The organism is Streptomyces sp. NPDC056948 (genome assembly GCF_042674225.1).
Lineage (GTDB): Bacteria > Actinomycetota > Actinomycetes > Streptomycetales > Streptomycetaceae > Streptomyces > Streptomyces purpurascens.
Window position 1 is genome coordinate 1 of sequence record NZ_JBHUQX010000253.1, and the last position, 13871, is coordinate 13871.

The 13871-nt window shown below is 71.4% G+C and carries 13 protein-coding genes and 1 pseudogene; 10 read left to right on the forward strand and 4 right to left on the reverse strand.

Annotated features, from left to right (window positions below; translation table 11 throughout):
- The 5 genes and pseudogenes from ACFTZL_RS28255 to ACFTZL_RS28275 all read left to right on the forward strand — a co-directional run.
- A pseudogene (locus tag ACFTZL_RS28255) lies at nucleotides 1–302 on the forward strand (DedA family protein); the annotation flags it as partial.
- 66 nt (nucleotides 303–368) lie between these two features.
- Complete coding sequence (locus tag ACFTZL_RS28260) at nucleotides 369–1214, forward strand: LLM class F420-dependent oxidoreductase (protein WP_382588218.1); 846 nt, start codon at nucleotides 369–371, stop codon at nucleotides 1212–1214.
- A 126-nt stretch (nucleotides 1215–1340) separates the two neighbouring features.
- Nucleotides 1341–1799, forward strand: coding sequence for a ricin-type beta-trefoil lectin domain protein (locus tag ACFTZL_RS28265; protein ID WP_382588220.1), 459 nt, complete (start codon nucleotides 1341–1343; stop codon nucleotides 1797–1799).
- A 136-nt stretch (nucleotides 1800–1935) separates the two neighbouring features.
- The gene (locus ACFTZL_RS28270; RefSeq protein WP_382588222.1) at nucleotides 1936–2127 is read left to right on the forward strand and encodes a hypothetical protein; all 192 of its coding nucleotides are present in this window, start codon (nucleotides 1936–1938) and stop codon (nucleotides 2125–2127) included.
- Between the two features lie 43 nt (nucleotides 2128–2170).
- Nucleotides 2171–4756, forward strand: coding sequence for a bifunctional FO biosynthesis protein CofGH (locus ACFTZL_RS28275; RefSeq protein WP_382588224.1), 2586 nt, complete (start codon nucleotides 2171–2173; stop codon nucleotides 4754–4756).
- 426 nt (nucleotides 4757–5182) lie between these two features.
- Here the strand turns inward: ACFTZL_RS28275 and ACFTZL_RS28280 are convergent, their stop codons facing one another.
- Together ACFTZL_RS28280 and ACFTZL_RS28285 are read right to left on the reverse strand one after the other, a co-directional pair.
- A complete protein-coding gene (locus ACFTZL_RS28280) occupies nucleotides 5183–6598 on the reverse strand; it encodes a hypothetical protein (protein ID WP_382588226.1) in 1416 nt (471 codons plus the stop codon).
- Nucleotides 6599–6616: 18 nt separating this feature from the next.
- A complete protein-coding gene (locus ACFTZL_RS28285; protein ID WP_382588228.1) occupies nucleotides 6617–7087 on the reverse strand; it encodes a GtrA family protein in 471 nt (156 codons plus the stop codon).
- A 96-nt stretch (nucleotides 7088–7183) separates the two neighbouring features.
- Between ACFTZL_RS28285 and ACFTZL_RS28290 the strand changes: the two genes are divergently transcribed.
- The gene (locus tag ACFTZL_RS28290) at nucleotides 7184–8167 is read left to right on the forward strand and encodes a glycosyltransferase family 2 protein (RefSeq protein ID WP_382588230.1); all 984 of its coding nucleotides are present in this window, start codon (nucleotides 7184–7186) and stop codon (nucleotides 8165–8167) included.
- A gap of 87 nt (nucleotides 8168–8254) precedes the next feature.
- Entirely contained in the window at nucleotides 8255–8815 is a 561-nt protein-coding gene (locus ACFTZL_RS28295; RefSeq protein WP_382588232.1) for a hypothetical protein, read from the forward strand.
- On the opposite strand, the gene ACFTZL_RS28300 is transcribed toward ACFTZL_RS28295, so the two are convergent.
- Nucleotides 8808–9320 (reverse strand): DUF2165 domain-containing protein, encoded by a 513-nt coding sequence (locus ACFTZL_RS28300; RefSeq protein WP_382588234.1) that lies wholly within the window; start codon nucleotides 9318–9320, stop codon nucleotides 8808–8810. The genes ACFTZL_RS28295 and ACFTZL_RS28300 overlap by 8 nt on opposite strands.
- A 41-nt stretch (nucleotides 9321–9361) precedes the next feature.
- Here ACFTZL_RS28300 and ACFTZL_RS28305 point away from each other — a divergent pair, with 41 nt between their 5' ends.
- The 3 genes from ACFTZL_RS28305 (at nucleotide 9362) to ACFTZL_RS28315 (ending at nucleotide 13541) form a co-directional block, all read left to right on the forward strand.
- Nucleotides 9362–11926, forward strand: a complete 2565-nt coding sequence (locus ACFTZL_RS28305; RefSeq protein ID WP_382588236.1) for a hypothetical protein — start codon at nucleotides 9362–9364, stop codon at nucleotides 11924–11926.
- 296 nt (nucleotides 11927–12222) lie between these two features.
- Nucleotides 12223–12408, forward strand: coding sequence for a hypothetical protein (locus ACFTZL_RS28310; protein WP_382588238.1), 186 nt, complete (start codon nucleotides 12223–12225; stop codon nucleotides 12406–12408).
- A gap of 11 nt (nucleotides 12409–12419) precedes the next feature.
- The gene (locus ACFTZL_RS28315; RefSeq protein ID WP_382588240.1) at nucleotides 12420–13541 is read left to right on the forward strand and encodes a serine hydrolase domain-containing protein; all 1122 of its coding nucleotides are present in this window, start codon (nucleotides 12420–12422) and stop codon (nucleotides 13539–13541) included.
- Nucleotides 13542–13544: 3 nt separating this feature from the next.
- Here the strand turns inward: ACFTZL_RS28315 and ACFTZL_RS28320 are convergent, their stop codons facing one another.
- Entirely contained in the window at nucleotides 13545–13727 is a 183-nt protein-coding gene (locus ACFTZL_RS28320; RefSeq protein ID WP_382588241.1) for a DUF397 domain-containing protein, read from the reverse strand.
- Between the last annotated feature and the right edge of the window lie 144 nt (nucleotides 13728–13871).

Here is a 13871-nt window from a genome sequence, read left to right on the forward strand (position 1 = left end):
GGCCTGCTGCCTGCGGCCGGCTGCCGGCGGCGGGGGCGCCGCCCCGCACCGGACGCCTGAGCCGCCCCCCCGTCAGGGGGCCCGCCGCCGCCGCGGCGGCGGCCGGTGACTTCCTCGCCCACCGCACCGGGGCCCTGCTCGGCGACCGCCTGCGCACGGGGCGCCTGGGCAGCCGGGTCCCGGCCGCCGCCTGGCGGAACGCCGAGACCACCGCATCGCGCCCTACAGCACCGTCGCCGCGGCCCTGTGGGCCACCGCCGAGGCCGGAAGCGGCTTTCGCGGCGCTCGCGACGGTCGTGTGAGTGCCGACGGATGAAGCCCGACCGGTTGGTATGGACGCCTGGGCCCCCCTCGGGTAGAGATGGGCCATGCGCATCGCCGTAACGATCTTCCTCACCGACGAGACGATCACCCCGACCCGGCTCGCCCGGGAGCTGGAGGGCCGCGGTTTCGCCGGGCTGTATCTGCCCGAGCACACGCACATCCCCGTCGAGCGGACCACCCCGTACCCGGCGGGCGGCGAGCTGCCGCGCGAGTACGGCCGTACCCTCGACCCGTTCGTGGCGCTCGGCCAGGCCGCCGCCGTCACCGAGCGGCTCGGTCTCGGCACGGGCATCACGCTCGTCGCCCAGCACGATCCGATCGACCTGGCCAAGCAGGTCGCGACCCTGGACCACCTCTCCGGCGGCCGGTTCACCCTCGGGGTCGGCTTCGGCTGGAACGTCGAGGAGGCCGCCGACCACGGCGTACGGTGGCGCACCCGGCGCGAGCTGGGCCGGGACCGGATGGCGCTGATGCGGGCGCTGTGGTCGGAGGAACCGGTCGCGTACGAGGGGGAGTTCGGCGGTGTCCGGGCCAGTCACGCGCACCCCAAGCCCGTGCGGAAGCCGCGCGGCCCGGTCGTGGGCCCGCGCACGCTGCTCGGCGGGGCCGCCGGGCCCAAGCTGTTCGCCCACATCTGCGAGTACGCCGACGGCTGGCTGCCCATCGGCGGCCGCGGCCTCTCCGAATCCCTGCCCCGGCTGCGCACCGCATGGGCCGAAGCGGGCCGCGACCCCGAGGCCCTCCAGGTCGTCCCGTACGCCGTCCACCCGACCCCGGGCAAGCTCGCCCACTACGCCGACCTCGGCATCGAGGAGGTCGTGGTGCAGTTGCCGCCGGCGGGTGAGGCGGAGGTGCTGAAGGCGCTGGACGGGTACCAGGAGTACCTCTGACAACTCCCCTGTCAGGGAGGCGAGTTCGCCGCTTGTGGAACAGCTGTACAGGTGTGGTCACCCCGGCCTCACCGAGGCCGCGGCTGGGTACCACCTGGGCGGAACTCACCGACCGGAGGGGGACTCATGATTCTGACCAGGCTTGCCGCCGTGGGCGCGGTCGTCGGGCTCGCGTTGGGCCTGAGCAGTGCACCGGCGAGCGCGGCACCTAGGACCAGCGCCTTCGAGAACCAGGCACCGGCAGGGGCGTGCCTGGACTTCCGGGCTGACTACGGCCCGTACGTCTTCAACTGCAACGGCACCGACTACCAGAAGTGGCACTGGAACGACGAGATCCGGCTCACCGCGCTCCGGCAGGTCGCCACGAAGCTGTGTCTCACGCTGCGCAACGGCGAGCTGACCATGAAGCCCTGTGCCGCCGCCGACGAGGCGGCGCTGTGGTCCGTCGACACGCAGTCACCCGGGGGTGCGCTGATCCAGAACAACGTCAACCACAAGTGCCTCGCCCGCGGGGCGAACGACCGCGTCTCCACGGCGTTGTGCACCGGCGGTCCTTCCCAGCGCTGGCTCGTCTGGGCCGCCTAGCCGCGGGCCCGGAACGATCATTAGGCTCCGGATAAAACCGGGTGGAGCACCGGTGCGCGACTGACCATCGCGGCCGGCAGGTGTGACCCACCCGGTTCGGAGTCGCCCACGGGGGAGCGTCATGAGATTTGCCTGGTTGTCCTGGCTTGTCCGTCATTTCAACGAGTACGGCTACAGCCAGGGGCTGTTGCGTGCCGCGATCGGCACGCTGGCCGTGCTCGTGACCGCCGCGCTGGTCTGGTTCGCCCTGCACCGCAACAGGCCGGCCGCCATGGCCGCCGCCGGGTTCACGTCCGCCCTGGGCATCGGGTGGCTGGCCTTCCACTGACGGGGCTCACCCGAGTTGATCAGCGCACTCGTATGCTCGAAGGATGACGACTTCCGCGACCTCCGGAACGGGCCCCACAGAGAACTCCATGCGGCGCGCCCTGAAACGGGCCAGGGACGGCGTCTCCCTCGATGTCGCCGAGGCGGCGGTGCTGCTCCAGGCCCGGGGCGGGCAGCTGGAGGACCTGTCGGCCTCGGCCGCCCGGGTCCGGGACGCCGGCCTGGAGGCGGCCGGCCGGCCCGGCGTCATCACCTACTCGAAGAGCGTCTTCATCCCCCTGACCCGGCTGTGCCGGGACAAGTGCCACTACTGCACCTTCGTCACCGTCCCCGGCAAGCTGCGCCGCGAGGGCCACGGGATGTTCATGTCCCCGGACGAGGTCCTGGACATCGCCCGCAAGGGCGCCGCCCTGGGCTGCAAGGAAGCCCTCATCACCCTCGGCGACAAGCCCGAGGACCGCTGGCCCGAGGCGCGTGAGTGGCTCGACGCGCACGGCTACGACGACACCCTCGCCTACGTACGGGCCATCTCCATCCGGATCCTGGAGGAGACGGGCCTGCTGCCCCATCTGAACCCGGGCGTCATGAGCTGGACCGACTTCCAGCGTCTGAAGCCGGTGGCGCCCAGCATGGGCATGATGCTGGAGACGACCGCCACCCGGCTCTGGTCGGAGCCGGGCGGTCCCCACCACGGCTCTCCCGACAAGGAGCCCGCCGTACGCCTGCGCGTCCTGGAGGACGCCGGCCGCTCCTCCGTCCCCTTCACCTCGGGCGTCCTCATAGGCATCGGGGAGAACTACGAGGAGCGCGCCGAGTCGCTGTTCGCGCTGCGGAAGGTGACCCGGGCCTACCACGGCGTCCAGGAGCTGATCATCCAGAACTTCCGCGCCAAGCCGGACACCGCGATGCGCGGCATGCCGGACGCGGAACTGGACGAACTGGTCGCCACGGTGGCCGTCGCCCGGCTGCTCATGGGCCCCTCGGGCTGCGTCCAGGCCCCGCCCAACCTCGTCGACGACGAGTACGAGCGGCTGATCGGGGCCGGCATCGACGACTGGGGCGGGGTGTCCCCGCTGACCATCGACCACGTCAACCCCGAGCGCCCCTGGCCGCAGATCGAGCAGCTCGCCGAGAAGTCCCGGGCGGCCGGGTTCGAGCTGCGGGAACGGCTCTGCGTGTACCCGGAGTTCGTGCGGCGCGGCGAGCCCTGGCTGGACCCGCGGCTGCGCCCGCACGTGGCCGCGCTGGCCGACCCGGAGACCGGGCTGGCGCGCCCGGACGCCCTTCCGCAGGGCCTGCCGTGGCAGGAGCCGGAGGAGGTCTTCACGGCCACCGGCCGCACCGACCTGCACTCCGCGATCGACACCGAGGGCCGTACCTCCGACCGCCGGGACGACTTCGACGAGGTGTACGGCGACTGGGGCGCCCTGCGCGAGGCCGCCGCCCCGGGCATGACACCGCAGCGCATCGACACCGACGTACGCGAGGCCCTGCGCACGGCCGCCGACGACCCCACGAAGCTCACCGACGACGAGGCGCTGGCGCTGCTGCACGCGGACGGACCGGCGCTGGACGCCCTCGCGCGCGTCGCCGACGAAGTACGCAGGTCGGCCGTCGGCGACGACGTCACCTACATCGTCACCCGCAACATCAACTTCACCAACGTCTGCTACACCGGCTGCCGCTTCTGCGCCTTCGCCCAGCGCCGCACGGACGCCGACGCCTACACCCTCTCCCTGGACCAGGTCGCCGACCGGGCGCAGCAGGCGTGGGACGTCGGCGCGGTGGAGGTCTGCATGCAGGGCGGCATCCACCCGGACCTGCCCGGCACGGCGTACTTCGACATCGCGCGGGCGGTGAAGGAACGCGTCCCGGGCATGCATGTGCACGCCTTCTCGCCGATGGAGGTCGTCAACGGCGCGACCCGCACCGGCATGTCCATCCGCGAGTGGCTGACCGCCGCCAAGGAAGCGGGCCTGGACACCATCCCGGGCACGGCCGCCGAGATCCTCGACGACGAGGTCCGCTGGATCCTGACCAAGGGCAAGCTGCCCGCGGCGGACTGGATCGAGGTCGTGACGACGGCCCACGAGCTGGGCATCCGGTCGTCCTCGACGATGATGTACGGCCATGTGGACCAGCCCCGGCACTGGCTCGGGCACCTGCGCACCCTCGCGGGCATCCAGCAGCGCACGGGCGGCTTCACCGAGTTCGTGACGCTGCCGTTCGTGCACACCAACGCGCCGGTGTACCTGGCGGGGATCGCCCGCCCGGGCCCGACCATGCGGGACAACCGCGCGGTCACGGCCATGGCCCGGCTGTTGCTGCACCCGTACATCCCCAACATCCAGACGAGCTGGGTGAAGCTCGGCACCGAGGGCGCGGCGGAGATGCTCCGCTCCGGCGCGAACGACCTCGGCGGCACGCTCATGGAGGAGACGATCTCCCGTATGGCGGGCTCGTCGTACGGCTCGTACAAGTCGGTCAAGGACCTCATCGCGGTGGCCGACGCGGCGGGCCGCCCGGCGAAGCCGCGGAACACCCTCTACGGAGACATCCCGCAGGAGCGGCAGCAGGCGGCACAGGCGTCGGACGGGCATCTGCCGGAGCTGCTGCCGGTACTGGACTGACGGCCTGCCGGACCGACGGCCTGCCGGACCGACGGCCTGCCGGGGCCGGCGGTCTGGCGGCCTGCCGGGCTGACGGTCTGGCGGACCGGGGGCCTGCCCGGGCTGACGGCTTGGCGGTCTGCCGGCCTGAGGGCCTGGCGGCTTGGCGGCCTGCCCGGGCTGAGGGCCTGACGGCCTGCCGGGGCTGGCGGTCTGAGTGCCGGCGGCCTGCCGGGGCTGGCGGTCTGGCTGCCTGCCGGGCTGAGGGTCTGGCGGCCTGCCGGGCTGACGGTCTGGCGGACCAGGGGCCTGCCCGGGCTGACGGCTTGACGGTCTGCCGGCCTGAGGGCCTGGCGGCTTGGCGACCTGCCCGGGCTGACGGCTTGACGGTCTGGCGGGCTGAGGGCCTGGCGGTCTGGCGGACCGACGGTCTGGCGGGCCGACGGTCTACTGGCCCCCGGCGTCCGCCGGCTGGTGCGCCGGCAAGGCGCGGTCGGCCGGTGCGGCGCCGGGGCTTTTCGGCGGTGGGGGCGTCGTGCCCCGGCCCAGCCACAGCAGGACAAGCCCGAGGGAGCAGGCGATCGCCGGCCAGTAGACGTAGCGGAAGTCCGTCGCGGGCATGATCGGCAGATAGCCGAGGATGTAGGCCGCCGAGCTGATGCCCAGCGCCCGGACCGGCATCGAGAACAGGCCCGTGCCCGGCCGGACGGCCAGGACCAGCGCCACGGCGAGCCAGAACCAGCCGCGGAACAGCCACGGCAGGTCCCTGGCCATGCCGTCGACGTACGTGCCGAGCATGTCCTCCAGGCGGGGGTGCGCCACCTCGATGCCCAGGTCGTTGCGGGTGATCCCCGCCTTGTAGTGATAGCCGGTCTCGAACAGCAGACTCGCGAAGAGCCGCAGCCGGTACTGGAGATACTGCGGAACATGCCCGCTCATCTCGTCCAGCCACAGGGACGTGATCTCGCCCGAGTCCCCGCGCAGTCCGTCCGCCGGGCGTGCGTAGCAGGCCCAGTAGGCGTCCGACAGGGCGCCGACGCGCCCGCACTCCTCGGCGGCGGCCACGAGCCGGCCCCTGAGGCCGGGTGACACGTCCGCCGACCGGAGTTCGTCCACCCTCAGGACGTGGACCAGGTCGTCGAGCATGATCTGCGCGCCCTGCTTCGTCTCCAGGGGCCGGGCGAACAGGGAGATGGCGGCGGCCGGCACGACCAGGGCGGCCACGAGTGCCGCCGTGCACGTCACCCACGTACGGCGTCCGGGAGCGCGCCACAGCGCGAGGACCAGCAGGACGAAGACGGGGATCGCGGCGAAGAAGGCGTTCTTGCGCACCAGCATGGCGTACGCGAGGAACAGCACGCCCAGCCCGAGCAGCCCCCACCGCAGGGCGGGACGGCGAAGCTCCCGGTCCCGCAGCCGCAGCCCGGTGAACGCGACCGCGCACGCGGCGAGCAGCGCGAACGCCGCGTGGACGTCCTTCCACACCACCCCGACGAACGTCAGTACGAAAGGGGTCAGTCCGAGCCCCAGCACGGCGAGTGAACCGGCGCGCCTCCCGGTCAGCTTGTAGACGCACCAGGCCAGCGTCCAGAGCGCGCCCCAGAAGAGCAGCGACTGGACAACGGCCATGGACGCGAATGACCCGGTCACGGCGATGAGCGCACGCCACACCAGGCTCAGCACGGGAGGGTGCCAGTCCGTCAGGGGCAGCTTTCCCCGGGCCTGGCGGAGCTGCTCGAGGCTGTCGGGACTCAGGTAGCCCGGGGCGAAGACGAGGATCGTGCCCAGACAGCAGACCGCGGTGACGGCGGCCAGTGCCCAGACCCAGCGCCGCACCCGCGGCATCCATCCCATTTGTCCCATAAGTCGGATGTTAACGGCTCAGGGGGCAACGAAGACGTAGCGCCGATAGGCGTAGAAGCGGAACAGGGTCGCGAGCGCCCAGCCGAAGATCCGGGCGGTGTTGTCGCTGAGCGCCGAGTCGAGCCCGAGCAGCTGCCGGGAGGCGAAGACCGTGCCGGCGGTGATGGCGAGCCCGACGCCGTTCGCCACCAGGAACAGGACGAGTTCGTGGGTCACCTTCTCGCGGTGCTGGTCGCGATAGGTCCAGTAGCGGTTCCCGGCCCAGCTGAAGAGCGCGGCCGCCGCCGTCGCGATGACGGATGCCTGCACCGGGGAGGTCCGCATCGGCCCGCCCTCCACGCCGCCGGGCAGGCCGAAGACGAGCAGGTTGTAGCCGCCGTTGTCCACGACGAAGGCCAAGGCGCCGACGACTCCGAACTTGGCGGCCTCGCGCCAGATGCCCTTGACGGCGTCACGCGCACGCAGCGCGACAGTTGCGAGGACCGGCACACGGTGAGACTAACGGCCCGGCGCGCCCTCACCGACCAGACCCGCCCATATCGCATTATTTTCGTCGTAATCGGTACCGGTTCGAGAGGAGCAGCCGTGGAACCGACGATCGCGTGCGTCGTGCCGTGTCACAACGAGGAGGCAGCCATCGGCAAGGTGGTCCGCGACCTGCGGGCGGCCCTCCCCGAGGCCGTCGTCTACGTGTACGACAACGCCTCCACCGACCGCACGGTGGAGATCGCCCGGGGAGCGGGCGCGATCGTCCGGGAGGAACCCCGCAAGGGCAAGGGCAATGTCATCCGACGCGCCTTCGCCGATGTCGACGCCGACGCGCTGCTCCTGATCGACGGCGACGACACCTACGACGCCACACGCGCCCGGGACCTGGTGGACCTGCTCTTCGAAGGGCCCTACGACCAGGTCGTGGGCGCCCGCCGGGTGACGGTCGACGGCGCCTACCGGGCGGGACACGCGGTCGGCAACAAGCTGCTCACCGGGGCCGTGCGGTCCCTGTTCGGCAACGACGTGACCGACATGCTCAGCGGCTACCGGGTCTTCTCGCGGCGTTTCGTGAAGTCCTTCCCGGCGCTGGCGAGGGAGTTCGAGACGGAAACCGAGATGACGATCCACGCCCTGCATCTCCGCCTCCCCACCGCGGAGGTCGTCGTGGACTACCGGGTCCGGCCGGCCGGCGGCGAGAGCAAACTACGCACCTACCGGGACGGCTGGCGCATCCTGCGGGTCATCCTCGACCTGGCGCGGCGCGAGCGCCCCTCGCTCGTCCACACCGTGATCGCGGGCGTGCTGGCCCTGGTCTCGGTCATCCTCGGCATCCCCGTCATCGCCGACTTCATCGAGACGGGCACCGTGCCCCGGGTCCCCACGGCCATCCTCGCCGCCGCCATCATGACCATCGCCGCCCTCGTCCTGCTCGTGGGCTACATCCTCGAGTCGCTCATGCACATGCGGCAGGAGCAGTCCCGGCTCGTGCACCTCTCCTACCCGGCCCCCGCCCGCGCGCCGCGCTACACCGCCCATGGCGCCGGCACCGGCCCGGTACCGGTCCGCAAGACCCCCTGAGGCCGCCGGGGGAGGGGCGGGCGCGCAGTACGATGATCGGAGCCCCGATGTCCGTGCGGGGTCCGGTGACTGAGGAGATGCGTGCCCGTGCCTGCCCGACTTCCTTCGTGGGCCTGGACGTCCGGGCTGACCGTGGGAGCGATAGCCGCGGTGACGGTCCTTGCCGTGCAGGCGGACCGGGGCCCGCACCCCACCGCCACGTCGGCCAAGCCGAGCAGCGCGGCGTCGGCGGGCGTGCGGCCCACCCCCACCGCGTCCGTCCCGACCCGGGTGCCCGACGGCTCCGGCACCGGCCGGCGCATCGTCTACGCCCTCGGCGAGAAGCGGGTGTGGCTGGTCGACGCGAGCGAGGGGAGCCGCCGTACGTTCACCGTGTGGCCGGGCACGGTCAGCCCCGACCCCGGCTCGTACACGGTGTCGTCGCGCAATGAGGGCACGACCGGCTCGGACGGCGTCCAGATCGAGCACATCCTGTACTTCGCCGCGAAGTCCGGAGTCTCCGTCGCCTTCTCCAACGCGGTCGACGGCGCCTCACCGCCGCCCGCCGCCTCCGGCACGAAGACGGGCGGGGTCCGGATGCGGAAGGCGGACGGCACGGCACTGTGGTCGTTCGGCACGGTCGGTACGACGGTGACGGTGGTCAGGTAGCGGACGTTTCCGTCCGCGGGGCCGACAACTGGTTGACGATCAGCACGACACCGCTGAACAGGAAGACACGGGTCGCCGCGTCCAGCCCGTTCCAGCTCTTCGACTGCCACATCGAGAACCACTCGCCGCCGACGCCGATGAACCCGGCTCCGAACAGCAGCATCACCATCAGCAGCCCGTACGTCGACAACTGCCGGGCACGTTGCTGATCACGTCTGGCCCACAGCCAGCTCCCGGCTATGAGGACGAACGCGGCGACGGTCTCCCACGCGATGATCGCGATGTAGGCGGCGTCCTGAAGTCCCTCGCTCGTGATGGCCCGCCACATCAGGTCCTCGTCCTTGAACGTGGTGTCCATGGCCAGCACATGCCGGACGAACTGCTGGTTGGTGCCGAAGTCGGTGATGTTCCCGAAGGCGACGAGCGTCATGTAGAGGGCGATGGTGGCGGTGAGCAGCATGGCGGCAAGAGGCAGCGTGCCGCGTGAAGTTGGGGAGGTGGCCATGCCGATCATTCTCCCCGAGCGGTGGTTGCCGGCGCGACAGAATGACAACGGAAGCCGACCGGGCGGACGAGGGGAACGTACGGATGGTGCAGACCGGACCGTCGATGCAGGACCTGATACGGCAACGCACCCGGGCCGGCTTCGTCGGCCGAGGCGCCGAGCGGGCCCTGTTCCGCGCGAACCTCACCACCGCCCCGCACGACGAACGCCACCGCTTCCGCTTCCATGTGCACGGCAACGCGGGTGTCGGAAAGACTTTCCTGGTGCGGGAGTTGGAGCAGATCGCCCGCGAACAGGGCGCGCTGACGGCGTACGTGGACGACAGCGCCGGGAGCGTGCCGGAGGTGATGGCGGAGATCAGCCGGCAGTTCGCCGCCCAGGGGCGGCGGTTGAAGGAACTGGACCGGTTGCTCGCCGCCCACCGCGAGCGGCGGCAGGAGGCGGAGCTGGCCGTGCTGGCGGCACTGGACGCGCAGGCGGAGGAGACCGGCCCGTCGACGGGCGGGAGGGTGGCGGCCCGGGCCGGTGTGGTCGCCCTCGGAATGATCCCGGTGGTGGGCCCGCTGGCGGGACTGCTCGACGCGGACCAGGTCGCCGAGTCCGCCGACCGGTTGCGCGCGAGTCTCCTCGCCCGCTTCCGCAACCATGAGGACCTGGGACTGGTTCTCGCCCCGGAGCAGGCGCTGACCCCCGTGTTCCTGCGCGAACTCGCGGAGGCCGCCGCCTCGGCCCCGTGGATCGCCCTCTTCCTCGACACGTACGAGCGAACCGCCCCGTACCTCGACCACTGGCTGCACGAAACGATGACCACCGACCGCCACGGCGCGGTGCCGGCCACGACCGTCGTGGTCACGGCGGGCCGGCACCCCCTGGACACGGAACGCTGGGGTGGCCTGGCCGACTTCGTGACGGACGTTCCCCTGGCCCCCTTCACCGGGGCCGAGGCCCGCGGCCTGCTGGCCGGCAAGGGAGTGACCGCCGAACCGGTCGTCGAGGAGGTACTGCGCCTCTCCGGCGGCCTCCCCGTCCTGGTCTCCACCCTCGCCGAGTCCCGCCCCACCGACGCGGACGACGTCGGCGACCCGAGCGCCACGGCGGTCGACCGCTTCCTGAAGTGGGAGCAGGATCCGGCACGCCGGGCCGCCGCGCTGTCCTGCGCGCTGCCGAGGTGGCTGGACGGGGATGTGTTCCGGGCGGTGGCCGACTGCCCGGAGGAGGAACTGGCGCCCCTCTACACGTGGTTGCGGGGCATGCCGTTCGTCGTCGAGCGAGGTGGGGGACGGCTGCGCTACCACGACGTCGTACGGGCGCCGATGCTGCGCGCCGAACGGCGACGGTCGCCACGCGGATGGGCCGAACGGCAGCGACGGCTGGCGCGGACGTTCCGGGCATGGCGGGAGGAGACCGAACGGGGTGATACCGAACGGGGGCTGGACGATCTCTGGGCGGACGACACCTGGCGGGATCTGCGCCAGGCCGAGTCGTACCACCTCCTCTGCGCGGGTGAGCGGGACGCGCTGCCGCAGGCGCTGCGGGACTTCGTCCACGCCTGTGGCGCCGGTGAGGTCATGGCCGTGCGGTGGGCACGTGTTCTGGTGGACGCCGGACAGGACGCCGACGTGGAGGCGGTGGCCGAGTGGGGGACGAGGCTGGCGGCGGCACTCGACACGGAGGGAATCGCCGCGGCACTCGGCCTGCTCCTGAGCCGTGCGGTACTCGACGCGCCGGCCCAGGCCCGCGCCCGAGTGGTCCGGGGCGACGAACTGCGCGGCGAGGGCGCGTACGCGGCGGCCCTCGCCGAGTACGACCGGGCCGTCGCCCTCGATCCGGGACTCGCGGTCGCCTACCGCTACCGGGCCGGAGTCCGCGGGGACCTGGGCGACCACGATGCGGCGATCGCCGACCTGGACCGGGCCGTGGCGCTGGAGCCGGGCCATGCCTGGTACGTCGCCCTGCGCGGCGAACACCACCGCATCGCCCGGCACGACCCGGAGGCGATCCGGGACCTGAACGAAGCGATCCGCCTCGACCCGGCCAACGAGTTCGCCTGGGCATCCCGGGGCGCCACGCATGAACGCCGCGGCGACCTGGACGCCGCTCTCGCCGACCTGGGCCGATCACTGGACCTCAAGCCGGACTACGCCTGGGCGCTCGCCCGCCGCGCCCGGGTATGGCGGGCCCTGGGCGACTCCGACCGCCAACTGGCCGACCTCGACCGCGCCCTCACCCTGACCCCCGACTGGCCGTGGGCCCGCTGCGAACGCGGTGACGCCCTGCGCGCCGCGGGCCGCGACCAGGAGTCGGTCGCCGACCTCGACCACGCCCTGGCCCTGGACCCCGCCTACACCTCGGCGTACGCCAGCCGGGGCGCGTCCCTGGCCCACCTCGGCCGCCACGCCGAAGCTCTCGCGGATTTGAACCGGGCCGTGGAACTCCGCCCGGGCTACGTCTGGGCCCTGTGCCGCCGTGCCGCGCTCCACGCGACCATGGCCCGGCCCGAGAAGGCACGGGCGGATGTGGCGCGCATACGCGAACTGGATTCCGGCGCATGGGAACGTCTTTCGGATACCGACCGCGCGGTACTGGAGCCGTTCCTCGCCGGGTGAACAACGTGCGAATTACCTGTGTGCGACGGTAATCGGGCCGTGACCCGAAGAGTGGTCGTCGGGTATTCTTCAGAGCAAGAGGCCTGTGATCCGGTCGAGTTATCCCTGGGAGGTGTGCGATGACGATGGTGCGGCGGTTGATTCCCGACGAACCCCACCACCGTGCGGCACACGCACTCCCGGACCACAGCCGTTCTTCCCGGTCCCGGCGCGCATCCGCCTGACCATTTCTTCTCCCCTCCCCTCTCTTTTTCACCCTCACCACCCCGACACCCCCGTATTCAAAGGAGGAACCGGTGTTCGACGAGCGCAAAGAAGCGGAAATGAGGCTGTACTCGGAAAGGCTGGCCAAGGAACTCGCCTCGAAGAAGGAGCGCGAAGAGGAGACCACGGCTGACGCTGACCCCATTCCCGATGGTGTACATGAGTCCACCCCTGAGACGGAGGACAGCCGGAGCGAGAAGCCTCAGCCCTCCCCGTAGCGTCCTGAGCCATGAAGATCCCTGCCTTACTCCTGGCCCTTCTCGCGGGCGTGGCCGTCGCCGCACCTCACCCCACCGCCCATGCGGCCACGCGGGATTGCGAGGCGCCTCCGGGACTGCAACGCGCGCTGGACGAGCTCACCGGGAGACACCAACTCGCCGGGGCGGCGGTCGAGGTGGTCGACCCGGCCTGCGGCCGGTGGACGTCCGCCGCAGGCAAGGCCGACCTTCGCACCGGACGGCCGATGAACGCCGAGGACCGTCTCCGCATCGGCAGCATCACGAAGACCTTCACCGCCGCCACCGTCCTGCAACTCGCGGACAGGGGACGCCTTTCTCTCGACGCGTCCGTGGAGCACTATCTCCCCGGACTCGTCCAGGGCAACGGCTACGACGGCCGCGACATCACCGTGCGGGAGCTTCTCCAGCAGACCAGCGGACTGCCCGACCACGGCGACTCGCTCGCCACCGCCGACATCGACTGGCTGCGCCATCACCAGTTCACACCCCGGGAACTGGTGAAACGAGCACTGAAACTGCCGCCTCCCAAGGGCACATGGCACTACTCCACCACGAACTACATCCTCGCCGGCCTGGTCATCGAAAAGGTCACGGGCCGCCCGGCGGAGAAAGAGATCTCACGCCGGATCATCAAGCCCCTGAAACTGCGCGACACCTACTGGCCCGGCAACTCCGAGCACATCCGCGGCCGCCACTCCCGCAGCTACTTCACGACCGAGCGCGTGGACGGCACCGAGTGGAACACCTCGGCGGGGGGTGTGGGCGGCGCGTTGATCTCCACGCCCAGGGACGTGAACAAGTTCTTCGCGGCTCTGCTGAACGGCCGTCTGTTGTCCGGGCACGGGCTGGCCGAGATGCGGCACACGGTGCTGGGCGACCCCGACCGGCTGGGCCCCGAAGGCCGTTACGGACTCGGCCTGATCACCTCGCCCCTGTCCTGCGGAGGCCGCTGGACAGGCCACACCGGCTCCGTGCGGGGCGGCCACAACAACATCGCGGCGGTCGCCCCCGACGGCCGCCAGGTGACCCTCGTCATCAACGAGGCCCCGACCACCGACGCGACTACCACGACCCTCATCGCCGCGGTCGACACCGCGCTCTGCGCGGACTGAGGATCAGCGTCCCGCCGCGAACTCCAGGAACTCGGACCAGGTGCCGCCGGTGAATGCCAGACGGGCGCCTTCCTTGTTCTTGGAGTCGCGGATGTGGATGGTGGGGTGGGATATGGCGACCTCGACGCAGTCAGGACCGTCATTGCTGCTGTAGCTGCTCTTGAACCAGTCGAGCTCAGTGGTCACGTCTCTTCTCCCAGACAGCCGCACAGTCACCGCGAGCAAGGCCCCCTCACGACGTCCTCCGACGACCAGTTGCGCTGACGCCTTCGGGCTGACGCCCGCGGAGTGCACAGCTCGTCGGAGATCCTCCTGGGCCGGCGGCACCGC

Coding starts and splice junctions, on each gene's coding strand:
- ACFTZL_RS28260 (WP_382588218.1), top strand. CDS start 369: ATGCGCATCGCCGTAACGATCTTCCTCACCGACGAGACGATCACCCCG.
- ACFTZL_RS28265 (WP_382588220.1), top strand. CDS start 1,341: ATGATTCTGACCAGGCTTGCCGCCGTGGGCGCGGTCGTCGGGCTCGCG.
- ACFTZL_RS28275 (WP_382588224.1), top strand. CDS start 2,171: ATGACGACTTCCGCGACCTCCGGAACGGGCCCCACAGAGAACTCCATG.
- ACFTZL_RS28280 (WP_382588226.1), bottom strand. CDS start 6,598: ATGGGACAAATGGGATGGATGCCGCGGGTGCGGCGCTGGGTCTGGGCA.
- ACFTZL_RS28300 (WP_382588234.1), bottom strand. CDS start 9,320: ATGGCCACCTCCCCAACTTCACGCGGCACGCTGCCTCTTGCCGCCATG.
- ACFTZL_RS28305 (WP_382588236.1), top strand. CDS start 9,362: ATGACAACGGAAGCCGACCGGGCGGACGAGGGGAACGTACGGATGGTG.
- ACFTZL_RS28315 (WP_382588240.1), top strand. CDS start 12,420: ATGAAGATCCCTGCCTTACTCCTGGCCCTTCTCGCGGGCGTGGCCGTC.